The 24,755-nt window shown below is 72.7% G+C and carries 22 protein-coding genes and 1 pseudogene; 7 read left to right on the top strand and 16 right to left on the bottom strand.

Annotated features, from left to right (window positions below; all coding sequences use genetic code 11):
- Positions 1-40: 40 nt before the first annotated feature.
- Positions 41-2,566 carry an ATP-dependent Clp protease ATP-binding subunit gene (locus ACWZEH_RS19275; protein WP_456192407.1) on the bottom strand — a complete coding sequence of 842 codons (2,526 nt, stop codon included), beginning with the start codon at positions 2,564-2,566 and terminating at the stop codon, positions 41-43.
- A 430-nt stretch (positions 2,567-2,996) separates the two neighbouring features.
- Between ACWZEH_RS19275 and ACWZEH_RS19270 the strand changes: the two genes are divergently transcribed.
- Positions 2,997-3,701, top strand: coding sequence for an SCO3374 family protein (locus tag ACWZEH_RS19270; RefSeq protein WP_456199696.1), 705 nt, complete (start codon positions 2,997-2,999; stop codon positions 3,699-3,701).
- On the opposite strand, the gene ACWZEH_RS19265 is transcribed toward ACWZEH_RS19270, so the two are convergent.
- The 10 genes from ACWZEH_RS19265 to ACWZEH_RS19220 form a co-directional block, all read right to left on the bottom strand.
- A complete protein-coding gene (locus tag ACWZEH_RS19265) occupies positions 3,680-4,015 on the bottom strand; it encodes a histone-like nucleoid-structuring protein Lsr2 (protein ID WP_456192406.1) in 336 nt (111 codons plus the stop codon). The genes ACWZEH_RS19270 and ACWZEH_RS19265 overlap by 22 nt on opposite strands.
- A 298-nt stretch (positions 4,016-4,313) precedes the next feature.
- Positions 4,314-4,847 carry an amino-acid N-acetyltransferase gene (locus ACWZEH_RS19260; RefSeq protein WP_456192405.1) on the bottom strand — a complete coding sequence of 178 codons (534 nt, stop codon included), beginning with the start codon at positions 4,845-4,847 and terminating at the stop codon, positions 4,314-4,316.
- A gap of 9 nt (positions 4,848-4,856) precedes the next feature.
- The gene (locus tag ACWZEH_RS19255) at positions 4,857-5,348 is read right to left on the bottom strand and encodes a BlaI/MecI/CopY family transcriptional regulator (protein ID WP_456199694.1); all 492 of its coding nucleotides are present in this window, start codon (positions 5,346-5,348) and stop codon (positions 4,857-4,859) included.
- 245 nt (positions 5,349-5,593) lie between these two features.
- Entirely contained in the window at positions 5,594-5,773 is a 180-nt protein-coding gene (locus ACWZEH_RS19250) for a hypothetical protein (RefSeq protein ID WP_456192404.1), read from the bottom strand.
- Between the two features lie 87 nt (positions 5,774-5,860).
- The gene (locus ACWZEH_RS19245; protein WP_456199693.1) at positions 5,861-6,553 is read right to left on the bottom strand and encodes a hypothetical protein; all 693 of its coding nucleotides are present in this window, start codon (positions 6,551-6,553) and stop codon (positions 5,861-5,863) included.
- Positions 6,554-6,925: 372 nt separating this feature from the next.
- The gene (locus tag ACWZEH_RS19240) at positions 6,926-7,723 is read right to left on the bottom strand and encodes a type III pantothenate kinase (RefSeq protein ID WP_456192403.1); all 798 of its coding nucleotides are present in this window, start codon (positions 7,721-7,723) and stop codon (positions 6,926-6,928) included.
- Between the two features lie 9 nt (positions 7,724-7,732).
- On the bottom strand, positions 7,733-8,722 hold the full coding sequence (gene nadC / locus ACWZEH_RS19235; protein ID WP_456192402.1) for a carboxylating nicotinate-nucleotide diphosphorylase: 990 nt from the start codon (positions 8,720-8,722) through the stop codon (positions 7,733-7,735).
- Positions 8,723-8,727: 5 nt separating this feature from the next.
- Positions 8,728-10,557, bottom strand: a complete 1,830-nt coding sequence (locus tag ACWZEH_RS19230) for an L-aspartate oxidase (RefSeq protein WP_456192401.1) — start codon at positions 10,555-10,557, stop codon at positions 8,728-8,730.
- Positions 10,554-11,549, bottom strand: coding sequence for a pantoate--beta-alanine ligase (gene panC, locus ACWZEH_RS19225; protein ID WP_456192400.1), 996 nt, complete (start codon positions 11,547-11,549; stop codon positions 10,554-10,556). Before panC ends, ACWZEH_RS19230 begins: the two co-directional genes overlap by 4 nt.
- A complete protein-coding gene (locus ACWZEH_RS19220) occupies positions 11,546-12,505 on the bottom strand; it encodes a Rossmann-like and DUF2520 domain-containing protein (RefSeq protein WP_456192399.1) in 960 nt (319 codons plus the stop codon). Before ACWZEH_RS19220 ends, panC begins: the two co-directional genes overlap by 4 nt.
- A gap of 437 nt (positions 12,506-12,942) precedes the next feature.
- Here ACWZEH_RS19220 and ACWZEH_RS19215 point away from each other — a divergent pair.
- Positions 12,943-14,064 (top strand): annotated as a pseudogene (locus ACWZEH_RS19215) (threonine aldolase family protein); the annotation flags it as partial.
- Positions 14,065-14,164: 100 nt separating this feature from the next.
- Here ACWZEH_RS19215 and ACWZEH_RS19210 read toward each other — a convergent pair.
- From ACWZEH_RS19210 to ACWZEH_RS19200, 3 genes are all read right to left on the bottom strand, one after another.
- Positions 14,165-14,797 carry an AAA family ATPase gene (locus tag ACWZEH_RS19210; protein ID WP_456192398.1) on the bottom strand — a complete coding sequence of 211 codons (633 nt, stop codon included), beginning with the start codon at positions 14,795-14,797 and terminating at the stop codon, positions 14,165-14,167.
- A gap of 49 nt (positions 14,798-14,846) precedes the next feature.
- Positions 14,847-15,518, bottom strand: a complete 672-nt coding sequence (locus ACWZEH_RS19205) for a response regulator (protein WP_456192397.1) — start codon at positions 15,516-15,518, stop codon at positions 14,847-14,849.
- 66 nt (positions 15,519-15,584) lie between these two features.
- Complete coding sequence (locus tag ACWZEH_RS19200; RefSeq protein ID WP_456192396.1) at positions 15,585-16,787, bottom strand: sensor histidine kinase; 1,203 nt, start codon at positions 16,785-16,787, stop codon at positions 15,585-15,587.
- 118 nt (positions 16,788-16,905) lie between these two features.
- Between ACWZEH_RS19200 and ACWZEH_RS19195 the strand changes: the two genes are divergently transcribed.
- Entirely contained in the window at positions 16,906-18,036 is a 1,131-nt protein-coding gene (locus ACWZEH_RS19195) for an SAM-dependent methyltransferase (RefSeq protein WP_456192395.1), read from the top strand.
- A 45-nt stretch (positions 18,037-18,081) separates the two neighbouring features.
- On the opposite strand, the gene ACWZEH_RS19190 is transcribed toward ACWZEH_RS19195, so the two are convergent.
- Entirely contained in the window at positions 18,082-19,233 is a 1,152-nt protein-coding gene (locus tag ACWZEH_RS19190; RefSeq protein WP_456192394.1) for an NADH-quinone oxidoreductase subunit D, read from the bottom strand.
- Between the two features lie 31 nt (positions 19,234-19,264).
- Between ACWZEH_RS19190 and ACWZEH_RS19185 the strand changes: the two genes are divergently transcribed.
- Together ACWZEH_RS19185 and ACWZEH_RS19180 are read left to right on the top strand one after the other, a co-directional pair.
- Positions 19,265-19,843, top strand: a complete 579-nt coding sequence (locus tag ACWZEH_RS19185; RefSeq protein WP_456192393.1) for a PH domain-containing protein — start codon at positions 19,265-19,267, stop codon at positions 19,841-19,843.
- Positions 19,840-21,174, top strand: a complete 1,335-nt coding sequence (locus ACWZEH_RS19180; protein ID WP_456192392.1) for a PH domain-containing protein — start codon at positions 19,840-19,842, stop codon at positions 21,172-21,174. The genes ACWZEH_RS19185 and ACWZEH_RS19180 overlap by 4 nt, the downstream gene beginning before the upstream one ends.
- Before the next feature lie 148 nt (positions 21,175-21,322).
- On the opposite strand, the gene ACWZEH_RS19175 is transcribed toward ACWZEH_RS19180, so the two are convergent.
- On the bottom strand, positions 21,323-22,795 hold the full coding sequence (locus tag ACWZEH_RS19175) for a hypothetical protein (protein WP_456192391.1): 1,473 nt from the start codon (positions 22,793-22,795) through the stop codon (positions 21,323-21,325).
- Positions 22,796-23,276: 481 nt separating this feature from the next.
- Here ACWZEH_RS19175 and folP point away from each other — a divergent pair, with 481 nt between their 5' ends.
- Complete coding sequence (folP, locus tag ACWZEH_RS19170) at positions 23,277-24,200, top strand: dihydropteroate synthase (RefSeq protein WP_456192390.1); 924 nt, start codon at positions 23,277-23,279, stop codon at positions 24,198-24,200.
- On the top strand, positions 24,197-24,718 hold the full coding sequence (locus ACWZEH_RS19165) for a nuclear transport factor 2 family protein (RefSeq protein WP_456192389.1): 522 nt from the start codon (positions 24,197-24,199) through the stop codon (positions 24,716-24,718). The genes folP and ACWZEH_RS19165 overlap by 4 nt, the downstream gene beginning before the upstream one ends.
- Positions 24,719-24,755: the final 37 nt, after the last annotated feature.

The raw sequence follows: 24,755 nt of genomic DNA, 5'->3' as shown, positions 1-24,755 counted from the left end.
TTCGGCTGCCGTCACGCTGACGCGTCACACACCGACGTGCTTACGCGTCCTTGCTGAGATTCGGGCCGGCACCGCCGGCCGCCTGCTCGATCGGCGGGACGTCGGGCAGGGCCGCCTTCTCCTCACCGCGGAAGGTGAAGGTCACGCTCTCGCCCTCACCCTCGGTGTCCACGACCACGATGTGGCCGGGGCGCAGCTCGCCGAAGAGGATCTTCTCCGACAGCGAGTCCTCGATCTCGCGCTGGATGGTCCGGCGCAGCGGCCGGGCGCCCAGCACGGGGTCGTAGCCCCTCGTGGACAGCAACTCCTTGGCGGACTGGGAGAGCTCGAGGCCCATGTCCCGGTCCTTCAGGCGCTCGTCCACCTTCTCGATCATCAGGTCGACGATCGCGAGGATGTCCTCCTGGGACAGCTGCGGGAACACGACCACGTCGTCGACACGGTTGAGGAACTCGGGACGGAAGTGCTGCTTGAGCTCGTCCGACACCTTGTTCTTCATGCGCTCGTAGTTGGACTTCTTGTCGCCGGCGGCTGCGAAGCCCAGGTTGAAGCCCTTGGAGATGTCCCGGGTGCCGAGGTTGGTCGTCATGATGATGACCGTGTTCTTGAAGTCCACGACCCGGCCCTGGGAGTCGGTCAGGCGACCGTCCTCCAGGATCTGCAGCAGCGAGTTGAAGATGTCCGGGTGGGCCTTCTCGACCTCGTCGAAGAGGACGACCGAGAACGGCTTGCGGCGCACCTTCTCCGTCAGCTGACCGCCCTCCTCGTAGCCCACGTAGCCGGGGGGCGAACCGAAGAGACGCGAGACCGTGTGCTTCTCGCTGAACTCCGACATGTCGAGGGAGATCAGCGCGTCCTCGTCACCGAACAGGAACTCGGCGAGGGCCTTGGACAGCTCGGTCTTACCGACGCCGGACGGGCCGGCGAAGATGAACGAACCACCGGGACGCTTCGGGTCCTTCAGACCGGCACGCGTACGGCGGATCGCCTTCGACAGCGCCTTGACGGCGTCCTTCTGGCCGATGACCCGCTTGTGGAGCTCGTCCTCCATGCGCAGCAGACGCGAGGACTCCTCCTCAGTCAGCTTGAAGACCGGGATGCCGGTGGCCGTGGCGAGGACCTCGGCGATCAGGTCGCCGTCGACCTCGGCGACGACGTCCATGTCGCCGGCCTTCCACTCCTTCTCCCGCTTGGCCTTGGCGGCGAGGAGCTGCTTCTCCTTGTCGCGCAGGGAGGCGGCCTTCTCGAAGTCCTGCGAGTCGATCGCGGACTCCTTGTCCCGGCGGACATCGGCGATCTTCTCGTCGAACTCGCGCAGGTCCGGCGGCGCGGTCATCCGGCGGATGCGCATCCTCGAGCCGGCCTCGTCGATCAGGTCGATCGCCTTGTCCGGGAGGAAGCGGTCCGAGATGTACCGGTCGGCCAGGGTGGCGGCCTGCACCAGCGCCTCGTCGGTGATCGAGACACGGTGGTGCGCCTCGTACCGGTCGCGCAGACCCTTGAGGATCTCGATGGTGTGCGGCAGGGACGGCTCGGCGACCTGGATCGGCTGGAAGCGGCGCTCGAGGGCCGCGTCCTTCTCCAGGTGCTTGCGGTACTCGTCCAGCGTGGTCGCGCCGATGGTCTGGAGCTCACCACGCGCCAGCATCGGCTTCAGGATGGAGGCCGCGTCGATGGCGCCCTCGGCGGCACCCGCACCGACCAGCGTGTGCAGCTCGTCGATGAACAGGATGATGTCGCCGCGGGTGCGGATCTCCTTGAGCACCTTCTTCAGGCGCTCCTCGAAGTCACCGCGGTAGCGGGAGCCCGCGACCAGGGCACCGAGGTCCAGGGTGTAGAGGTGCTTGTCCTTGAGGGTCTCGGGCACCTCGCCCTTGACGATGGCCTGGGCGAGGCCCTCGACGACGGCGGTCTTGCCGACACCGGGCTCACCGATCAGCACCGGGTTGTTCTTGGTACGGCGGGACAGCACCTGCATGACCCGCTCGATCTCCTTCTCGCGCCCGATGACCGGGTCGAGCTTGGACTCACGAGCGGCCTGGGTGAGGTTCCGGCCGAACTGGTCGAGGACCAGGGACGTGGAGGGAGTGCCCTCGGCAGGACCGCCGGCGGTGGCGGTCTCCTTGCCCTGGTAACCGGAGAGCAGCTGGATGACCTGCTGCCGCACGCGGTTCAGATCTGCGCCCAGCTTGACCAGGACCTGGGCGGCGACGCCCTCGCCCTCACGGATCAGGCCGAGCAGGATGTGCTCCGTGCCGATGTAGTTGTGACCCAGCTGCAGCGCCTCGCGGAGCGACAGCTCGAGCACCTTCTTGGCACGGGGGGTGAAGGGGATGTGACCCGACGGGGCCTGCTGGCCCTGCCCGATGATCTCCTCCACCTGCTGGCGGACCGCCTCGAGCGAAATCCCGAGGCTCTCAAGGGCCTTGGCGGCGACACCCTCACCCTCGTGGATCAGGCCCAGGAGGATGTGCTCAGTGCCGATGTAGTTGTGGTTGAGCATCCGGGCTTCTTCCTGAGCCAGGACGACAACCCGCCGCGCGCGGTCGGTGAACCTCTCGAACATCGTTAATCGCTCCTCAGAGCGGTCAGGCAGTGGGGGGAACTTCCCCTCCCTGTCCTTCCGCAGCTTAGTCCCGCAAGCGGGGACCGCTCATTCCAACTGCCGACACCGTCGATGGCCTCCTGACCTCGAACGCCGACATATGCTCCAACCCGATGGTGCGAGACGATGTTCCCGCAGACCAGGCAGTTACCCCTATCGCCAGTACGCCGATGGCGAACGCGAGACCCGCCGGCCCGTGTGTCGCCCCCTCCCACTAGGGATGTCTTACCCGCTGCGACCGACAGTCCATGCCGGGTGCAGCAGTTCCCTCCGCTACGGGCGAACAACCTCACGCCTCCCCGGGCCCCCGCACGCCTCCGCGCTCGACACCCTTTGCATACACATGCGGACCCAGCGTAACCCGAACGGCCTTCCGGCGGTTGCGCCCGGCATGGCCGGCACCGCCCTCTCCGTCGTCCCCGTCGCCCCGGGCCCGTTCGTCTCCGCGCACCGTTCCGTCACCACGGCCGAGGAGGTCCGGGGCGGTCCGGACGATCCGGTCCGGCGCTGGTACGAGGACGAGCACGGGTGGCCGACGCTGCCCGGTGCTCCGGTACGCCTGTCGGTGGGGGTGCGCTTCGACGTCCTGGACGTCCCCGCCGAAGCCGGCCACGCGGCGCTGGAGCGTCTGGCACTCCGGGGGCCGGTGGCCCTGCAGGGCGGCCGGATGCGGCTGCTGGTGGCCGCGGGCGGCGCGGAGGAGCTGCCGGGGCTGCTCGTCTGGCTGGAGTGGGGCACGCTGGCCCTCGATCTGGCCGCGGTCGGCGCGGGCGGGATCATCGAAGCCCCGTCGCCCCCGGGGACCGTCGGCCACGGTGCCGGCCGGCCGCTCTCGCCGGACCACGCCGGTACACGGGCCGGTACACAGGGGGCCGCCGTGTGGCTGCGGCCCCCCGAGCCGGGGCGCGAGGTCGAGGCCTCGCTGCCGGCACTGTCGGCGACGGGGGGCCGTGGGGGCGCCCCCGATCTCGTGCGGCTGGTGAACACGGTGGCCACACAGTGCCACCGGATCCGGCTCCTGCGCGCCTGCGGCCGACCGCAGGCCGGGGTGCGCGAGGCGGGACGGACCGACAGTCAGCCGTTGGCCTGCTCGTAGGCCTCGCGAATGGCCGCGGGGACCCGGCCGCGGTCGTTGACCTCGTGGCCGTTCTCCTTCGCCCAGGCGCGGATCGCCGCGGTGTCCTGGCTGCCGCCGGAAGCGGCACGCGCCTTTCCACGCCCGCCCGAAGCACGGCCTCCCGTACGGCGGCCGCCCTTCACGTAAGGCTCGAGAAGGCCACGGAGCTTGTCCGCATTGGCGGTGGTGAGATCGATCTCGTATGTCTTGCCGTCCAACGCGAACGTCACGGTCTCGTCCGCCTCGCCGCCGTCGAGGTCGTCGACAAGAAGGACCTGAACCTTCTGCGCCACCGGATTTCCTTTCATCGATAACGTCAGGGCCTGGGTGTACCGGCGTTCGCCGTATCACCGTCCCCTGTTATATCCACTGCTGCAGTACATCGGAAAGCAAACCGCTTTTGCCGGAAAAACACAAACCCCGGGGAGAGACCCGCTGCCCGCCCGCAGCCCGGAAACGTGCGCGTTTCGGACATAGGGAACCGGGCAAGGCCCGCGGCGGCGAAGCAACTGCGGAAGCAAGTACGGAATATGCCCGGGCGTCGCCCGCCGGGGCCTCCGCCGCAAGGTGCCGGGTACGGAACGCCGACGATCACAGATGCAGAAGCATCCGGCTGTTGCCCAGGGTGTTCGGTTTCACTCGTTCGAGACCGAGGAACTCCGCGACGCCCTCGTCATAGGAACGCAGCAGCTCGGCGTACACATCGGTGTCGACGGGCGTCTCACCGATCTCCACGAAGCCGTGCTTGCCGAAGAACTCGACTTCGAAGGTCAGACAGAAAACACGGCGAACACCGAGCCGACGGGCGGTCTGCAGCAACTTCTCCATCAAGCGATGCCCCACGCCGGCACCCTTCAGGCCGGGCTTCACCGCGAGAGTGCGGACTTCCGCGAGATCTTCCCACATCACGTGCAGCGCGCCGCAGCCGACGACCTCCCCGTTGTCGTCCCGTTCCGCGATCCAGAACTCCTGGATGGCCTCGTAAAGCGTCACCGTCGCTTTGTCGAGCAGGATGCCCTTGCGGACGTAGGCGTCAAGGAGGTGACGAACGGCGGGGACATCGCTGGTGCGGGCCCGTCGGACGGTGATGGATTTTGCGGGGACATCCGGGCTGTCTACTGACATGAGCGGACGCTATCGCCCGCGCGGACCCTCGGCCGAGGCGGGGTTCTCGACAGAGGGTTCCGCGGGCGTGGGTTGTTCGGGCGATCCGGCTTGTTCGGCCGTTTCAGGCTGTTCCGGCGTTCCCGGTTGTTCCGGTGTTCCCGGCCGTTCGGCCGGCCGGCGTTGTTCCGTGGTTTCCGGAAGGGGCGCGACGCGTACGGCATCGGTGAGGGCCTGGCGCTGCTCCTCGCTCATCATCCCGAAGAAGGCGACGAGTGCGGCGGCGGCGTTGTCGCTCTGCGACCAGGCCTCGTTCATCAGCGCGGCGGCGTACGCGGCGCGGGTGGAGACCGCCTCATATCGATAGGCCCGGCCTTCCGCCTGGCGGCGTACCCAGCCCTTCTGATGGAGATTGTCCAGAACGGTCATCACCGTGGTGTACGCGATGGACCGTTCCTTCTGCAGATCTTCGAGGACTTCCCTGACGGTGACCGGGCGGTTCCACTTCCACACCCGCGTCATGACCGCGTCTTCGAGTTCTCCCAATGGGCGAGGCACACCTCGTAACGATAGTGCGAAATCCATATCATGGCGTGCCGAGCATCCACGAAGGCCGACGAACGCGAATAAAAAGGGCGTACGACTCGCGCACGGCCGCGCTCGAGTCGTACGCCGGGTCCGCCTCCCGCGCCGTCCGCGGTCCGACCGGACGGCCTTCGGCCGGCCCCTCGGTCGGCCCCTCGGCCGGCCCCTCGGTCGGGCCTCGGTCAGGTCTCGGTCCTGGAGGGGGCCTGGTGGGGTGCCTCCGCGCGGGCGAGGGCCGCGTCCACGGCGGCGTCCTCCTTGGTCTTGTTGGCGCCGCCCTGGGTCTTCACGATCACCCGGATCACGCCGATGAAGAGGGCGGCCATGACGGCCGGGGGCAGGAGCGCGGAGACATAGTCCATGGATCCAGGGTAGCCAGAGTCCGGTCGACGGGCGGGCAGGGGTGGATGTACGGCGGACGGGCGCGCGGCGGCCGCGCGGCGGGCCTCTCAGCCCGCGGCGAGCCGCCGGCCCTGCGGGGGCGGGGCGGGCTTGCGACGGGGGAAGACCTCGCCCGGGGTGGGGACGGGCCGGCCCGGTTTCGGGTCACCGGGTGCGGGGGCGCCGGGAGCCGGCGCGGGTTCGGGCCGGGGAGCGGACGGCTTGCGCTCCGGCTCCTTCTCCGGGTTCTCGGCGGCCTGGCCGCCCGGCAGGGCGAGGAGGCGGGTGCGGGAGGCGGGGACCACGGACAGGGGGCCCTTGGGGGGCCGACCGGCGGACGGGCTGCCGGACAGGGACCCCACGGAGCCCACGGAGCCCACGCGGACCGTACGGCCGGCGAGGCGGGCGCGCACGTCCTGCTCGGCGAGGAACCGGCAGCGGTCCAGGAGAGCGGCGGCGGCGGGGTTGCCGCGCAGCGCCCGGAGGGCGGCGAGGTCGTCGGCGTCGGGGCGGTAGCCGGCGCCCAGTGCCTCCTCCAGAAGCCTGAGATAGCCGGTGACGGTGCCGGGGAGGGCTGCGCGGTAACGGCCGAGGTCGGTCACCAGGAAGGCGCGCAGCCGGGCATCCTCCCGCGTCGCCTCGTCGAGGGACTCGGTGAGGCGGAGGCAGTCCTGGACGTCTTCGGCCGAGGCGGACGTGGGGTGCAGGGCGAGGGCGAGGGCGCGGCGGAGCACACGCAGCTCCTCCGCACCGAACGCCATGCCGCCGCGGGATCCGTAGGGCGTGGGCATGCCGCGACGATACGCGCTAATCAGACAAACAGCGCATAACGCACGAGTGTGGCGCGCGGGCGCGGCGCGGTTCCACCCGGGTGGGGGCGGGCCGGGTGAGGGCCGCCCGGTCCCGCCCCGGACGCGGTGACGAATCGGCGGGGACCCCGGCCCGGCCGCGGACCGTGGAACTTTCCGGGAATGTGTCACGGTCCGCGGCAGGAACGTCCGGGCCACGGGGGGGGCGGACCCACGGGGCCCGGCCCGTTCCACGAGGCGTGCGGGCCGGGCAGCCCCCGTACTGCTCGGGACCGGCCACCCGTGTCCCGCGTCCCGGGCCCGGAGCGCCGCGTCCGGGAGGCGCTACATCCGCGACACGTTCCGTTCGTGGACCAGGCGCAGGCCGACCAGGGTCAGCCAGGGCTCGTGCTCGTCGATGACCGTGCTCTCGCCCAGGACCATCGGCGCGAGTCCGCCGGTCGCGATGACGGTCACCTCGTCGGGGTCCTCGGAGAGCTCTCGGGCCATCCGGCGGACGACGCCGTCGACCTGGCCGGCGAAGCCGTAGACGATGCCGGACTGCATCGCCTCCACCGTGTTCTTGCCGATCACGCTCCGGGGCCGGGCCACCTCGATCTTGCGGAGCTGCGCGCCGCGGACACCGAGCGCCTCGACGGAGATCTCGATGCCGGGGGCGATCACACCGCCGACGTACTCCCCGCGCGCGCTGACCGCGTCGAAGGTGGTGGCGGTGCCGAAGTCGACGACGACGGCGGGTCCGCCGTAGAGGTCGACGGCGGCGACCGCGTTGATGATGCGGTCCGCGCCGACCTCCTTGGGGTTGTCGGTGAGGATCGGCACGCCGGTCTTGACGCCCGGCTCGACCAGGACCGCGGGGACGTCGCCGTAGTAGCGGCGGGTCACCTCGCGCAGTTCGTGCAGGACGGAGGGGACGGTCGCGCAGATGGCGATGCCGTCGATGCCGTCGCCCAGTTCGTCGCCGAGCAGGGGGTGCATGCCCATCAGGCCCTGGAGGAGGACGGCGAGTTCGTCGGCGGTGCGGCGCGCGTCCGTGGAGATCCGCCAGTGCTCGACGATGTCCTCGCCGTCGAACAGGCCCAGGGTGGTGTGCGTGTTGCCCACGTCGATCGTCAGCAGCATGGCCGGCCCCTACTCAGCCGCTCGCAGGTCCAGGCCGATGTCCAGGATCGGCGAGGAGTGGGTGAGGGCGCCCACGGCGAGGTAGTCGACCCCCGTGTCGGCGTACGCCCTGGCGTTGTCGAGGGTGAGCCGGCCGGACGCCTCCAGGGCGGCGCGGCCGGCGACGAGAGCCACCGCCTCCTCGCACTCACCGGGGGTGAAGTTGTCCAGCAGGATCAGGTCGGCGCCGGCTTCCAGTACCTCGCGGAGCTGGTGCAGGGTGTCGACCTCGACCTCGATCGGTACGTCGGGGAAGCGTTCCCGGACGGCCTGGAAGGCCTGGGCGACGCCGCCCGCGGCGACCACGTGGTTGTCCTTGACCAGGGCCGCGTCGGAGAGCGACATGCGGTGGTTGACGCCGCCGCCGCAGCGCACGGCGAACTTCTCCAGGGAGCGCAGGCCCGGAGTGGTCTTGCGGGTGTCGCGGACCCTGGCCTTCGTCGCGTCCAGGACGTCCGCCCACGCGCGCGTGGCCGTCGCGACGCCCGAGAGGCGGCACAGGAGGTTCAGGGCGCTGCGTTCCGCCGTGAGGAGGTCGCGGGTGCGGGCGGTGACGGAGAGGAGCCTGGCGCCGGCTTCCACCCGGTCTCCGTCCTCCACGTGCCGTTCCACCTCGAACTCCGCCGTGCAGACCACCGAGACGACCGCCTCGGCGACCCTGAGGCCCGCCACCACGCCCGCCTCCCGCGCGGTGAAGTCGGCGGTGGCGACGGCGTCCTCGGGGATGGTCGCGACCGTCGTCACGTCCACGCCGTGGGCGAGGTCCTCCTGGAGGGCGACGTTGGCGATGTCCTCGACCTCCACCGGGTCCAGCCCCGCGTCGGCCAGGAGCTCGGCGAGCGCGGGGTCGAGGCCGCACTCCAGGTAGGTCTCGTCGTAGCTCTCGTCGCTGTCCGCGCCGCAGGCGCAGCCGCCGCCGCAGCCGCCGGACGGGGCGAGGGGAAGATCTGGTGTGGTCACTGCTGTCACTGCTCCTGAGGGGCCTGGGACGGGAGGTTCGGGGCGTTCGGGGCGTTCGGGGCGTCGGGGGGAAGCGGGACGCCGGGGAGGGTCGGGGGGAAGTCCGTGCCGTCGGTGGTGTGCGCCGCCAGTGTGCGGTCCGGGTTCAGCCGTACGACGATGTGGCGGCGCCAGGCGGTGTCGTCGCGCTCGGGCCGGTCCTCGCGCCAGTGACAGCCCCGGGTCTCCTCGCGCCGCAGCGCGGCGGCGACCAGGACGCGGGCGACGCACAGGAGGTTCGTGGCCTCCCAGGTGTCGACGCCGGGCTCGGCGGTCTTGCCCTGCTCGTCGAGGGCGTCGCGGGCGTCGGCGTGCAGCCGCTGGAGCCCGTCGGCGGCCTGTTCCAGGGAGGCGGCGGAGCGCAGGACCCCGGCTCCCCCGGTCATGATCCGCTGGATGGTGAAGCGGGCCTCCGCGGGCAGGAGGGGGTGCCCGGGGCGCTCGGCCTGCGGGAGGGGCTGCGGCGCACGCGCGCGAAGGGCGTCCCCGGTCCGGCTCGCGGCGATGTCGGCGGCGATGCGCTCGGCGTAGACCAGGCCCTCCAGGAGCGAGTTGGAGGCGAGCCGGTTGGCTCCGTGCACGCCGGTGCAGGCGACCTCCCCGCAGGCGTAGAGGCCGGGGACCGTGGTGCGGCCGTGGGAGTCGGTGCGGACTCCGCCGGAGGCGTAGTGGGCGGCGGGGGCGACCGGGACGGGCTCGGTGACCGGGTCGATGCCGTGGGCGCGGCAGGCGGCGAGGATCGTCGGGAAGCGGTGCTCCCACATGTCGGCGCCGAAGTGCCGGGCGTCGAGGTACATGTGCTCGGCGTCCCGCTCCCGCATCCGGCGCATGATGCCCTTGGCGACGATGTCCCGCGGGGCGAGCTCGGCGAGCTCGTGCTGCCCCACCATGAAGCGCACGCCGTCGGCGTCGACCAGGTGGGCGCCCTCGCCGCGTACCGCCTCGGAGACCAGGGGCTGCTGGCCCTCCGCGTCCGGGCCGAGGAACAGGACGGTCGGGTGGAACTGCACGAACTCGAGGTCGCTGACCTCGGCACCGGCGCGCAGGGCCAGCGCCACCCCGTCGCCGGTCGAGACGGAGGGGTTCGTGGTCGCGCTGAAGACCTGCCCCATGCCACCGGTCGCGAGCACCACCGCGGGAGCGTGCACGGCCCCCACTCCGTCGTGCTGGCCCTCCCCCATGACGTGCAGGGTCACACCCGCGCTGCGCCCTTCGGCATCGGTCAGCAGGTCCAGGACCAGCGCGTTCTCGATCGTGCGCAGTCCCGCCCGTCGCCCCTCACCGCCCTCGCCCGGGAGCGCTTCGCGCGCACCCCTCCTGACCGCGTGTACGGCCTCGACCAGCGCGCGGGAGATCTCCGCGCCGGTGGCGTCCCCGCCCGCGTGCGCGATGCGCCGGCGGTGGTGACCGCCCTCGCGGGTGAGTTCCAGGGCGCCCTCCTCGGACTCGTCGAAGTGGGCGCCGGTGGCGATGAGCCGGCGTACGGCGCCGGGGCCCTCGGTGACGAGGAGGCGGACCGCCTCCTCGTCGCACAGGCCTGCCCCGGCGACCAGGGTGTCGTCCCGGTGCTGTTCGGGGGTGTCGCCCTCACCGAGGGCCGCGGCGATACCGCCCTGGGCCCAACGGGTGGAACCGTCGTCGAGCCGGGCCTTGGTCACGACGACCGTGGCCAGCCCGGCGGCCTCGCAGCGCAGCGCGGCGGTCAGTCCGGCCACGCCGGAGCCGACGACCACGACGTCGGCCTCGATCGACCACCCGGGCGCGGGCGCGTGCAGTCGTATGCCGGTGCTGGTCACGAGGCGGCTCCGAGGGTGCCGAAGGTCAGGGGGACGTTGTCGATCAGGCGGGTCGTGCCGACCCGGGCGGCCACGGCGAGGACGGCCTCGCCGGTGAAGCCGTCGCCGATCTCGGTGAAGTCCGAGGGGTCGACCAGAGCCAGGTAGTCCAGGGTGAGCGGCGGGGTGAAGCGGGCGGCCGCGTCGAGGACCTGGCGGGCGGCGGCGCGGACGGCGTCGGGGCCGCCGACCGTGGCGACGGCGTGCGCGTCGGCCGCCGCGCGGGACTCCCCGAGCGCGCTCAGCGCCTCGACGCGCGCGCGCGTGGCGGGCACTTCGCGGGCCCGCGCGTGCAGCGCCTCCTGCGCGGCGTGCCGGTCCCGTCCTGCGAACAGGGCGCCGGACAGGGCGAGCGCGGTGCGCCGCTCCGTGGCGGAGAGGTAGCGGTTGCGGCTGGAGCGGGCCAGCCCGTCGGCCTCGCGGACGGTGGGGACGCCGACGACGTCGACGCCGAAGTTCAGGTCGCGCACCATGCGACGGATCAGCGCGAGCTGCTGGGCGTCCTTCCGGCCGTACAGGGCGACGTCGGGACGGGTGAGGTGCAGCAGTTTGGCGACGACGGTGAGCACGCCGTCGAAGTGACCGGGGCGGGCGGCGCCCTCCAGACGTTCGCCCATGGGACCGGCGCTGACGCGGACCTGGGGCTCGCCGCCCGGGTAGACCTCGTCGGCCGACGGGGCGAAGACCACGTCCGCGCCCGCCTGCCCGGCGAGCCCGAGGTCGGCGTCCAGGGTGCGCGGATACCGGTCGAGGTCCTCGCCCTCGCCGAACTGCAGCGGGTTGACGAAGACGGTGACCACGACCTCGCCCGCGGGACCCGCGAGGTCGCGCGCGGCGCGGATCAGGGTGGCGTGGCCCTCGTGCAGGGCGCCCATGGTCATCACGACGGCGCGGCGGCCCGTGCGCGCGCGTGCGTGCAGGTCGTCGGCGGTGCGCAGCAGGGTGGTGGTCATCGGGGATTTCCTTCGTCGTCGCCGGTGGTGCCCGTTTCGCCGGTGGTGCCCGTCGTCCCGTCGGCGAGTACCCCGAGGAGGTCCTCGGCGAGTTCCGGCTTCAGCAGGCCGTGGGCGAGGGCGCGGTCGGCGGTCGCGCGGGCCATCGCCAGGTAGCCGGCGACGGTCTGCGGGGCGTGCCGGCGCAGTTCGGCGACATGGGCGGAGACGGTGCCGGCGTCACCGCGCGCGACGGGGCCGGTGAGGGCCGCGTCACCGGAGCGCAGGGCGTTGTCCAGGGCGGCGCCGAGCAGTGGGCCGAGCATCCGGTCGGGGGCCTCCACCCCGGCGGTGCGCAGCAGTTCCAGGGACTGGGCGACCAGGGTGACCAGATGGTTGGCGCCCAGGGCGAGGGCCGCGTGGTAGAGCGGGCGGCTCTCCTCGGCGATCCACTCCGGTTCGCCGCCCATCTCGATCACCAGGGCCTCGGCGGCCAGCCGCAGTTCCTCCGGAGCGGTGACCCCGAAGGAGCATCCGGCGAGCCGCTGCACGTCGACGGGGGTGCCGGTGAACGTCATCGCCGGGTGCAGGGCCAGCGGCAGCGCGCCGGCCCGCAGGGCGGGGTCCAGCACCTTCGCGCCGTACCGGCCCGAGGTGTGCACGAGGAGCTGTCCCGGCCGTACCGCACCCGTCTCGGCGAGCCCGGCCACCAGCTCCGGCAGCGCGTCGTCCGGGACGGTCAGCAGTACCAGTTCGGCCCGCTCCAGCACCTCGGCCGGCGCGACCACCGGCACGTCGGGGAGCAGCTGCTCGGCGCGCCGGAGGGAGGCGGCGGAGACGGCGGAGACGGCCACCGGACGGTGTCCGGCGAGCTGCAGGGAGGCGGCCAGGGCCGGGCCGACGCGCCCGGCGCCGACCACACCGACGCTGAGCCGCGCGGGGCGGTCCCTGGGATCCGGTTGTGGGCTTGTGTTCACGCGACGACGGCCTTCCCGTTCCAGTCCGCTCGGGGTACCGGACGATTTCTCGTCATGTTAACGCGAAACGCGGGCGGCTCCCGGGCGCACGTTTGTCCACAGGGTGTGGATTCCGCAGGGTGTGGATTCCACAGGGAAAATCCGGGTGCCCTCGCCCGCCCGCACGCGGGATGATCCCGGGCATGGGCGACACGGCGGAGAACGGCACCACGGCACCAGGCGGACGGCGGTCCGGGCCACAACCGGGCCCGGACCGGGAACCGGGCCAGGGGGCGGATCGGGGGACGGATCAGGGGACGGATCGGGGGACGGATCAGGGGGATCGGGGGACGGATCAGGGGACGGATCGGGGGACGGATCAGGGGACGGATCGGGGGACGGATCAGGGGACGGATCGGGGGACGGATCAGGGGACGGATCAGGAACGCGGCCGGAAGCTCCGCGAGCGGAGGATCGCCGCCTCGCGCGGCGCCCCGCGCGTGCTCGCGCGCCTCGGCTTCCTCGGCCCGCTCCGGGAGCGACTGGCCCTGCTGGGGGCGGCGGGCGACGTGTACGACCTGGACGAGACGGCCGACCTCTACGGCAACGGCGTCGTCGAGGCGCTGGAGGAGCGGGTGGCCGGGCTCCTGGGCACCGAGGCCGCCGCGTTCTTCCCGACCGGGACGATGGCCCAGCAGGTGGCCCTGCGCTCCTGGGCGGGCCGCAGCGGCAACCCCGTGGTCGCGCTGCACGGGCTCAGCCACCCCGAGGTCCATGAACGGAGCGCGTTCAGCCGGGTCAGCGGTCTGCGTCCGGTGCGGGTGACCAGCGAGCCCCGGATGCCGACCGCAGCCGAGGTGCGGGACTTCGACGAGCCCTTCGGCGCGCTGATGCTGGAACTCCCCCTCCGGGACGCCGGTTTCGTACTGCCCACCTGGGAGGAGCTGACCGGGGTGGTGGACGCCGCGCGGGAACGCGAGGCCGTGGTCCACTTCGACGGGGCCCGGCTGTGGGAGTGCACGACGCACTTCGGCCGTCCGCTGGAGGAGATCGCCGCCCTGGCGGACAGCGTCTACGTGTCGTTCTACAAGTCCCTCGACGGCTTCGGCGGCGCGGCGCTCGCCGGTCCCGCGACCCTGGTCGAGGAGGCGAAGGCCTGGCGGCACCGGTACGGCGGCAACGTCTTCCAGCAGTTCCCGACCGCGCTGTCGGCGCTGATCGGCCTGGAGCGGGAGCTGCCCCGGCTGCCCGATTACGTCAGGCACGCGCGCGTGGTGGCCGCCGCCCTGCGCGAGGGCCTGGAGGCAGGAGGGCTGCCCTGGTTCCGCGTCCACCCCGAGGTGCCGCACACCCACGACTTCCAGGTCTGGCTGCCGTACGACGCCGATGCCGTCGCGGAGGCGGCGATCCGGGCGGCCGAGGAGACGGGAACCGTCCTGTTCGCCAACCACTGGGACCCGAAGGGTCCGGGCCTGGCGTCCACGGAGGTGTACGTGCGGGCCGCGGCCCTGGAGTGGACGGCCGACGACGTGCGGGCCGCGGCCTCGGACTTCGCACGACGGCTGACGGCTGAGGGCTGACGGCTGACGAAGCCGTGAGGGGCCGGGAACACGTCGTAGGGGCGCCGGCTCCCTTCACCGTCCCCGGACCGGCCGCGGCCGGTCCGTGTACGACGGGGCCTCAGTCGAAGCGGATGTGCCGGATGCCGACGCCCGCCTGCCGCAGCCGGGTCCTGAGCCGTCCCCCGTGGTGGGGGGACAGCTCCAGCCCTGCCAGTACGGCGATGCGGTCCGCCGTCTTCGGGACGGTCGTGTGGTCCGTCCACAGATGCTCGGCGAACTCCGGTCCGGCGAGCCGTTCCAGACAGTGGTCGAGCCGGTCCACGGCCCACCTGTCCCGGCTCGGGTCCGCTTTCTTTCCGACGACGCGGCGCAGGAGGCGCTCGAGGCCGCGTTCCCGCAGCCGCCTCAGCACCGTCTCCCGTTCGGCGAGGAGGGTGAAGTGGTGGACGTCGTGGCCGAGTTCGCGCAGTCGGCCGACGGTCTCGGTGAAGCAGCGGGAGTCCGTGACCGTCATGGGCGCGATCACGACGCCGTCGTGCCGGGTCAGCGCGAGGTCGAGCACCTCGACGACGCCCTGCCGCCAGGAGGCCAGTTCCCGGAAGTCCCCCCGCAGTTCGGGCGGCAGCATGCGGCGCAGCCCGAACCCGGCGTGCTCCGGATCGCAGACGACACTGCCCGCAAGACGACGCCGCAACTCGTACGCGGTCTGCGTCTTGCCGCCCCCGAAGGGGCCGTTGATCCAAAGCAGCATGCGCAGACCCTACCGACGCGGGGACTCCCGGTCAGCCCCGTGGACAAGGTCAGCCCTGTCCGCCGGCCCGCACCAGTCCCGTCTCGTAGGCGAGGACCACCACCTGCACCCGGTCCCGCAGTCCCAGCTTGGTCAGGATGCGGCCCACGTGGGTCTTCACGGTCGCCTCCGACAGCACCAGGCGGGCCGCGATCTCACCGTTGGACAGGCCCTGCGCGACCAGCACCATGACCTCCCGTTCCCGTCCGGTGAGCCGCTCCAGCTCCTTGTGCTGGGGCTGCTCGGTGGCGCTCGGCAGCATGGGTGCGAAGCGGTCCAGGAGCCGGCGGGTGGTGGACGGGGCGACCACGGCGTCGCCGCTGTGCACCGCGCGGATCGCGGCGAGCAGTTCGCCGGGCGGCACGTCCTTGAGCATGAAGCCACAGGCGCCCGCCTTCAGGCCGGAGAAGGCGTACTCGTCGAGGTCGAAGGTGGTCAGGATCAGCACCTTCGGCGGGTCGGTGTCCGCGCAGATCCGGCGGGTGGTCTCCACCCCGTCCAGTTTCGGCATCCGGACGTCCATGAGCACCACGTCGACGGCGGTGGACCGCAGCACCCGGAGGGCCTCCACGCCGTCGCCCGCCTCCGCCACGACCTCCATGTCCGGCTGGGCGTCGAGCACCATCCGGAACCCGGTGCGCAGCAGCACCTGGTCGTCGACGAGCATCACGCGGATCGCCATCGGGGCCTCTTTCGTCTCAGAAGGTGTTACAGGTGTCGATAAAGGGCGTGCGCAAGCGTTCAGGTGTCAATGAACGGGTTTGAGGGGCAACAGGACACTGATGCGGAATCCCCCGCCCGGTCGCGGGCCCGCGTCCAGGGTGCCGCCGACCATACCGACCCGCTCACGCATGCCGATCAGACCGTGGCCCTGGCCGTCGAACCCGCCCTCCTCGTACAGCTCGTGCGGGGCGCCCTTGCCGTCGTCCTCGACGAGCAGGCCGAGGCCGTCGTCGAAGTACACCAGGCGCACGCTGGCGCCCGTGTTGGGCCCGCCGTGCTTGCGGGTGTTGGTGAGCGCCTCCTGCACGATGCGGTACGCGGTGAGTTCGAGGCCGCTGGGCAGCGGACGCGGGGTGCCCTCGACCTTGAAGTCCACCGGCAGTCCGGACCCCCGGCACTGCTCGACGAGGTCCTCGATCTGCCGCACGTCGGGCTGCGGTACGTACTCCCCGGCCTCCTCGTGCTCACCGGTGCGCAGCACGCCGAGCAGGCGGCGCATCTCGGCGAGCGCCTGGCGGCCGGTGGAGGAGATCGTCTCCAGGGCCTTCTTCGCCTGGTCGGGGGCCGCGTCGAGGACGTAGGCGGCGCCGTCGGCCTGCACCACCATCACCGACACGTTGTGCGCGACGACGTCGTGCAGTTCGCGCGCGATGCGGGCGCGTTCGGCGGCGACCGCGACCTTCGCCTGTGCCTCGCGTTCCCTCTCGAGCCGCGCGGCGCGCTCCTCGAGCTGGGCGAAGTAGGCACGCCGGGTGCGTATGGAGTCACCGAGCACCCAGGCGAGGACGAAGGGCACGGTCTGGAAGACCACCATGGCGATGTTGCCCGCCACACCCACGTCGTCGAGCGGCCAGCGTGCCTGCGCGACCGGCGCCGCGCACAGACCGGCGCCCAGCGCGAGACGGGACGCCCAGCGGGCCCCGACGGCCGCGACCGTGTAGACGATCACCAGCATCGCGAAGTCGGCCGGCACCGGTGCCACGTCCAGGACCACCTGGAGGACGCCCACCACGACGGTCAGGATCAGCATCCGCTCCGGCATCCGGCGGCGCAGCGCGACGACCAGCGACAGCAGCAGCATGACCGGCACGGTCACGGCCGTCGGAGCGGTTCCCTGGGCCTCCTCCACGGGCGCTCCGCTGAACACCGAAATCCCGAACAGGACGACGGCCCAGAAGCCGTCGCCCCATGACGGGTGTCTGCGGAGAAAATCATAGAGGCGCTGCACGTAACCCAGCGTAGGGAAGCCACATGCGTGCAGGGGTCAACCGGAGGGTCGAGACCCGGTCCGCACGCGTACTCCGCAAGGTGGAGGCCCGGCACATTCCCGCACGTAACCTGGGCCGGTGACGAGGGCGACGAGGGCAGGGGCGGGGACACACGGCGGCCCGCGCGGGTGGCGGGCCGCGACCCGGGCGGCTCTGTACGGGCCGGACGGCTTCTACCGCAGGCCGGAGGGTCCCGCCGGGCACTTCCGTACGTCGGTGCACACCTCGCCGCTGTTCGCGGGGGCCGTGGCACGTCTGCTGTGCCGGGTCGACGAGGAGCTGGGCCGGCCCGCGGTGCTCGATTTCGTGGACATGGCGGCGGGCCGGGGCGAACTCGCCGCCGGTGTGCTCGCCGCGCTGCCCGCCGACGTGGCGGCACGCACGCGTACGTACGCCGTCGAACTCGCCGGCCGTCCCGGCGGGCTCGACCGGCGGATCGAGTGGCGGGCCGAGCCGCCGGAGCGGATCACGGGGCTGCTGTTCGCCAACGAGTGGCTGGACAACGTGCCCCTGGAGGTCGCCGAGGTCGGCCCGGCGGGCGACGTGCGCCTGGTCCTGGTGGCCGACGACGCAACGGAGCACCTCGGGCCGCCGGTCACGGGCCCGGAGGCGGAGTGGCTCGCCCGGTGGTGGCCGCTGACGGCCGGACGACCCGCGTGGGGCGGCGGGGAGGCCGTGGCGGACGGGGAGGCCGCCCCGGAGAGCACTACCGGGGCCGCGGGCGAAGTGGGACCGCGGGCGGAGACCGGACTGCGGGCGGAGATCGGACTGCCCCGGGACCTGGCCTGGGCGTCGGCGGTCGGGGCGCTCGCGCGCGGGCTCGCCGTCGCCGTGGACTACGCGCACACGGCGGACGCGCGCCCGCCGTTCGGGACGCTGACGGGATTTCGGGAGGGGCGGGAGACGGCACCCGTGCCGGACGGATCGTGCGACATCACCGCGCATGTCGCCCTGGACGCCTGCGCGGCGGCCTGCGCGCTCCCCGGCGCCCGCCTGCTCCCCCAGCGGGCCGCCCTGCGCGCCCTGGGCCTCACCGGCTCGCGCCCCCCGCTCACCCTCGCGTCCACCGATCCCGCCGGCTACGTACGGGCCCTGGCGGCCGCCTCAAAGGCCGCCGAACTCGTCGCGCCGGGCGGACTCGGCGACTTCGGGTGGCTGCTGCAGCCGGTCGGGATCCCGGACGTGCTCGCGGCCCCGGACCCCGCCTGACCCCGTGCTGCTCCCCGCCCCCGCCCCCGCTTCCCCGCTCGTCGACTACTTGTCGATGTCCCCCACGACGAAGAACATCGACCCCAGGATCGCCACCATGTCCGAGACCAGCGTCCCCGGCAGCAGTTCGGTGAGCGCCTGGACGTTGTTGTAGGACGCCGAGCGGAGCTTCAGCCGGTACGGCGTCTTCTCACCCTTGCTGACCAGGTAGTACCCGTTGATGCCGAGCGGGTTCTCGGTCCACGCGTACGTGTGCCCCTCGGGCGCCTTGAGCACCTTCGGGAGCCGCTGGTTGACGGGACCCGGAGGCAGGTCGGCGAGCCGGTCGAGGCAGGCCCCGGCGAGGTCGAGGGCGTGGTAGGTCTGTTCCAGGAGGCATTCGAAGCGGGCGAGGCAGTCGCCCTCCTCGCGGGTCACGACCTTCAGGACGTCCGCCAGCTCTCCGTAGGCGAGATACGGCTCGTCGCGGCGCAGGTCGAGATCGACGCCCGAGGCACGGGCGATCGGCCCGCTCACCCCGTACGCGTGCACGGCCTTCGGGGACAGGACGCCGACACCACGCGTGCGGCCGCGGAAGATCTCGTTGCCGAGCACCAGGTCGTCGAAGCGGTCCATACGGGAGCGCACGTCGGCGACGGCGCCACGCGCGCGGGTGGTCCATCCCGCCGGAAGGTCCTCCTTGAGGCCGCCCACGCGGTTGAACATGTAGTGCATGCGCCCGCCGGAGACCTCCTCCATGACGTGCTGGAGTTCCTCGCGCTCGGTGAAGGCGTAGAACATGGGGGTGATGCCACCGAGTTCCAGCGGGTAGGAGCCGAGGAACATCAGGTGGTTGAGCACCCGGTTCAGTTCCGCGAGCAGCGTGCGCAGCCACACCGCGCGCTCGGGGACCTCCATGCCGAGCATCCGCTCCACGGCGAGGACCACGCCCAGCTCGTTGGAGAACGCCGACAGCCAGTCGTGGCGGTTGGCCAGCATGATGATCTGCCGGTAGTCCCGCGCCTCGAACAGCTTCTCCGCGCCCCGGTGCATGTAGCCGATCACGGGCTCCGCGCTGGTGATCAGCTCGCCGTCCAGGACCAGCTTCAGTCGCAGCACGCCGTGCGTGGACGGATGCTGGGGCCCGATGTTGAGCACCATGTCGGTGCTCTCCGCGGCGCCGCCGATGCCGACCATGGTCTCCGTCGTAGGAGTCATGAACACAGTCTCCCCTACGTACGCTGGGGCCATGGAGACGGGGAACCCGCACGACACGGGTACAGCGGGACCGCAGCAGCCGGAACAGCCGGAACAGCCCGCTGAGGCGGCCACGGTGACCACCGGCGCACCGGCGGCCCCCGGCGACGGGCCGCGGTGGATCGCGCTGCCGCCGGGGCTGCTGAAGGTGCGCCGGCTGATGCTGGTGGTGTGGCTCGGGCTGCTCACGCTGGCCGCCGGGCTGGTCCCGGGCCTGCTGGCCGGACCCGGCTGGGCGGCCTTCGCCCTGCTGCCGCTGGCCGTGACGGTCTGGGGCTGGGTGATGCTGGAGCGCAACTGGCGTTCCTGGCGGTACGCCGAGCGCTCCGACGACCTGCTGATCAGCCGGGGTGTCCTGTGGCGTCAGGAGACGGTCGTGCCGTACGGGCGGATGCAACTGGTCGAGGTCACGTCCGGGCCCGTCGAACGGCACTTCGGGCTGGCCAGCGTGCAGTTGCACACGGCGGCCGCGGCGACCGACGCCACCATCCCCGGCCTCGTCCCGGCCGAGGCCGAACGGCTGCGCGACCGGCTCACGGAGCTGGGCGAGGCCCGATCGGCGGGGCTGTGACCGCCCAGGAGGCCCCCGAGGAGGTGCGCGAGCGGCGGCCCGTGGTCGAGCGCCGGCTGCACCCCGTCACACCGCTCAGGCGGGCGTGGGCGCCCGTCGCGGTCGTCATCGGGTGGGCGCTGCACGACCCGGACCAGGCGCAGCGCCAGCTGACCCGGCTGACGACGACCACCCTGCTGATCGGCATCGGCGTCCTGATCCCGGCTGCCGCCCTCTACGGCTTCTTGACCTGGTGGTTCACCCACTTCGCGGTGACCGACAGCGAACTGCGCATCCGCACCGGTCTGCTGTTCCGGCGCACCGCGCACATCCGGCTGGAGCGGATCCAGGCCATCGACGTCACCCAGCCGCTGCTCGCGCGGGTCGCGGGCGTGTCGAAGCTCAGACTCGACGTCATCGGGACCGACAAGAAGGACGAGCTGGCCTTCCTGGGGGCCGACCACGCCCGCGCGCTGCGGGCCGAACTGCTCGCGCGGGCGGCCGGTTTCGCACCCGAGACGGCGCACGAGGTGGGCGAGGCGCCGTCCCGGCAGCTGTTGCGCGTGCCGCCCGGCGTCCTCGCCCTGTCCCTCGTGCTGACCGGCACGACCTGGGTGTGGCTGATCGTCGCCGCCGTCGTGCTGCCGCCGCTGTGGATGGTCACCGACAGCCTGTGGACGGTCCTCGCCACCGCCGTGCCGCTGCTCGGCGCGGCGGGCGCGAGCAGCGTCGGCCGGTTCGTCTCCGAGTACGACTGGACGCTGGGCGAGTCGCCCGACGGGCTGCGCATCGACCACGGGCTCCTCGACCAGGCGCACGAGACGGTGCCGCCGGGACGGGTGCAGACCGTGCGGATCGTGGAGCCGCTGCTGTGGCGGCGCCGGGACTGGGTACGGGTGGAGCTCGATGTGGCGGGCTCGTCCAATTCCCTGCTGCTGCCGGTCGCCCCGCGCGAGATCGCCGAGTCCGTCGTCGCGCGGGTGCTGCCCGGCGTCGGTGTGCCGTCGCACGCGGAGCTGTCCCGGCCGCCGCGGCGCGCGCGGTGGTGCGTGCCGGTGTGGTGGCGCGGTTACGGACTCGCCGTCACCGACACCGTGTTCGCCGCCCGGCACGGCCGGCTGACCCGGACCGTCGCCTTGGTGCCGCACGCCAAGGTGCAGAGCGTACGGCTGGTCCAGGGGCCCTGGCAGCGCGCCAGGGGCGTCGCGGACGTCCATGTGGACACCGGGGCCAACAAGTCCGTGGTGGCCCGGCTCCGGGACGCCGACGAGGCGGCGGAGCTGCTGCGGGCCCAGGCGGAACGGTCACGGACCGGCCGCCGGGACGCCCGCCCGGACCGGTGGATGGCCTGACCGGGCCGCCGGGCCGCCGGGCCACTGGCCACCTCGCGCCCGGGGGTCCGTCCCGGACACGGGAACACGCGAACGGGGTCCCGCACGTCTTTTGTACGGGACCCCGTTCGCGCAGCCACGTTGCGCCGTGTGCCGTCGCCGCCGTCCGTCAGGAGGCCGCGCTGCGCAGTCCCTTCGTGCCGGCCTCGGCCTGTGCCCCGGCCCCGGTCTCCTCGTCTGCCGGCTCCGGCTCGTCGTGCGCCGTCAGATCGATGACCCGGCCGACGCCCCGCGTGTCGTCGGTCGGCTCGAACTCCGGCTCGGCCTGGGCCGGGTGAGAGGCCGGCGCCTCCTCCTCGGCCACGTCGGCGTCGCCCTCCGCCTCCTTCTGCGTACCGAAGAAGTCGAAGGTGCCGTCGGACACCGGGCGCCGTACGGGCTCCGTCTGCGGTACCACCGCGACCGCGGTCGGCACGGTGAAGTGCCCGGAGGGCCTCCGCGCGGAACTGCCGGGCGGGGCCGACGGGGCAGGCTGTGCGGACTGAGCCGGCCGGCCCGACTGCTCGGACGTGGTGCCGGTGTCCGGGCCGGGGGAGGCGGTCGCGCTCCCGTGCCCGGCGACCGTCCCGGGCTGCCCCCGGGTCTCGTCCTTCGGCGGCTGCTCCGGCTTCCTCGCCGTGGTGGGCCCGGGGCCGTCGTCCTCGGGGGTGCTGTCGCTCCGGGGGGACCCGGCGGTGCGACCGGGCCGGGTGCCGTCCTCGGCCGATGCGGAATCGCCCTCGGCCACGTGGTCGCCCTGGGGGGTGCCGGCGTCGGCCGGCGTGTCGTCGGCCTCCGCGTCGGGCGTGCCGGGCGTGCCGGCTGCGTCGGGCACGGCATCGGCATCGGCGACCTCCCCCGCGGGGCGGTCGTCGTCGGCTCCGTCCTCGTCGCCCTCACCGCGGCCGGCGAGCCGTGCCAGTGCCTCGTCGGCCCGCAGGAACAGCGTGGATCCCGCCGGAGAGAAGGCCTGGGGAGCCGTGGGCCGGCCGGCCTCCCCCTCACCGTCCGCGGTCGCCGCGGGCTCCGGCCCGGTGGTCCTTTCGCCCTCGGTTCCGGTCCTGGCCGTCGGCACCGCCGCCCTGTCGTCGGGCCCGGCGCCGGACTCGGCGGGCGACGGCCCCGCCGTCAACGCGCGGGCCGGAACCGCCGCCTCGATCTCGAGCACCCGGCGCTCCTCCAGGACGGTCGCCCGGTCGGTCTCCGCCGCGGCGTACCGCCTGAGCAGTGCCGCGTGCTCGTTGCGCAGCCCGGTGAGCTCCGTGCGCTTGGCGCGCAGCCGCTGCTCCAGCTTGACGCGCAGCTCGCGCGACTCGTCGAGGTCGGACTCCAGTTCGGCGACCCGTTCCTCGAAACGCCACTCGTCACTGGCACGCGCGCGCGTGAGTTCGGCGACCTGCTTGCCGGCCTGCGCGTCCCAGTGCCGCATCACGACCGCGCCGAGGACCGCCGTGGCCGCCGCCGCGGCGGCCAGGAGGCGGAGCGCCATCGGCTGTGTGAACACCCAGGGCCCCAGGGCGCAGACGAGCGAGACGCCTGCGATCGCCGACGGGGGCAACATCCTGTGCAGGGGCGGGGAATGGCGGTGACGTCCACGTGACATGGCCAGAAACTTACCGCGCGTAGGCGAATGATGGAGCCCCGCCCCGTAAAAACAAAGCCGCACCGGGGCTTTCACAGGGCATCAGGGAACTCCACCGAACCGTGAATAGACCCGCGCCGCAATTATCAAGATCGTTTTGCGGGCGGGAGGCCGGTTCCGGTACGCCCCGGGCCCGGCCCGCACCGTTCCTCCGGCCCCCGCCGGCCCCCCGGGCTTCCGGCCGAAAACCCTGCTCCCGGGTGAGGAAGTGGCATCCGGGTCGTATCCCAGGGCGCCCGAATCGCCCCGCCGCTTTCCGGGACGACCGGCGGGATCCCGATACGCCCGCCACCCGTCTCACCCCTGCCGGAAATACCGGGCCGCGCTCCGGACTCCGGCCCCGAGCTCCTGGATCCGGGATACGGGATCCCCGGAACCGGCTCCCGTCCGTGCCCCCCGGTCCATGTACTCCCCGGCCCCGCCCAACGCCTACGCTGAACATATGAGCAACAGCAGCGGACACCTTCACGTCTCGGGCCTCCCCCACTGGGACCGCTGCGCGGTCATGGGCGTCGTGAACGTGACGCCCGACTCCTTCTCCGACGGTGGCCGCTGGTTCGACACGACGACCGCCGTCAAGCACGGCCTCGACCTGGTCGCCCGGGGCGCCGACCTGATCGACGTCGGCGGCGAGTCCACCCGACCCGGCGCCACGCGCGTCGACGAGGCCGAGGAACTCGAGCGCGTCATCCCCGTGGTCCGGGGCCTCGCCTCCGAGGGCGTCACGGTCTCCGTCGACACCATGCGCGCCTCCGTCGCGGAGCAGTCCCTCGCGGCGGGCGCCGTGCTCGTCAACGACGTGAGCGGCGGTCTCTCCGACCCCGGCATGATCCCCGTGGTCGCCGACGCCGGTGCCCCCTTCGTCGTCATGCACTGGCGCGGCCTGCTGGAGGGCGGCAACGTGAAGGGCGCCTACGACGACGTCGTCACCGAGGTCGTCGACGAACTGCGCGCGCGCGTGGACGCCGTGCTGGAGGGCGGCATCGCCCCCGACCGCGTGATCGTCGACCCCGGGCTCGGCTTCTCCAAGGGCGCCGGCCACGACCTCGCCCTCCTCGCCCGTCTCGACCGCCTCCGAGCGCTCGGCCACCCGCTGCTCGTCGCCGCGTCCCGCAAGAGGTTCCTCGGCCACGTCCTGGCCGGCCCCGACGGCACGCCCCCGCCCGCCCGGGAACGCGACGCGGCCACCGCCGCCGTATCCGCCCTCGCCGCCCAGGGCGGCGCCTGGGCGGTCCGCGTGCACGAGGTGCGCGCCACCGCGGACGCCGTACGCGTCGCCCGCGCCGTCGAACTGGCCCGTACCCCGGACGGCACACCCCCTGTACACGGCGCACACGGCGCACACGGCACAGAGGGAACCCGGTGAGCGCCCCGCACACCGATGTCGAGCAGGTCGAAGCCACCAACGCCGCCTTCTACGAGGCGCTCGAGCAGGGAGACTTCGAAGAGGTCGCGTCGCTCTGGCTGACCCCGGCCGACCTGGGCGTCGACGAGACCTACCACGACCCGGCGGACGCCGGAGTGATCTCCTGCGTGCACCCCGGCTGGCCGGTGCTCACAGGGCGCGGCGAGGTGCTCCGGTCCTACGCCCTGATCATGGCGAACACCGACTACATCCAGTTCTTCCTCACCGACGTGCATGTCTCCGTCACCGGTGACACCGCCGTCGTGACCTGCACCGAGAACATCCTCAGCGGCGGCCCCGCCCCGAAGGCCGGCGAGGAGCTCGGCCCCCTGCTCGGCCAGCTGGTCGTCGCCACCAACGTGTACCGGCGCGCCCCCGGGGGCTGGAAGCTCTGGTCCCACCACGCCTCCCCCGTCCTCGCCGAGAACGACGAGACCGACGGCCCCGAGGCCCCCGACGACACCGAGACCCCTTCCTGAGCGGGCGGTCCGGCGGCGGACCCCGCTCTTTTCTCCC

The organism is Streptomyces yamdrokensis (genome assembly GCF_053890455.1).
The sequence above is the reverse complement of the archived record's forward strand: the minus strand, read 5'-3'. Positions and strand labels throughout refer to the sequence as shown.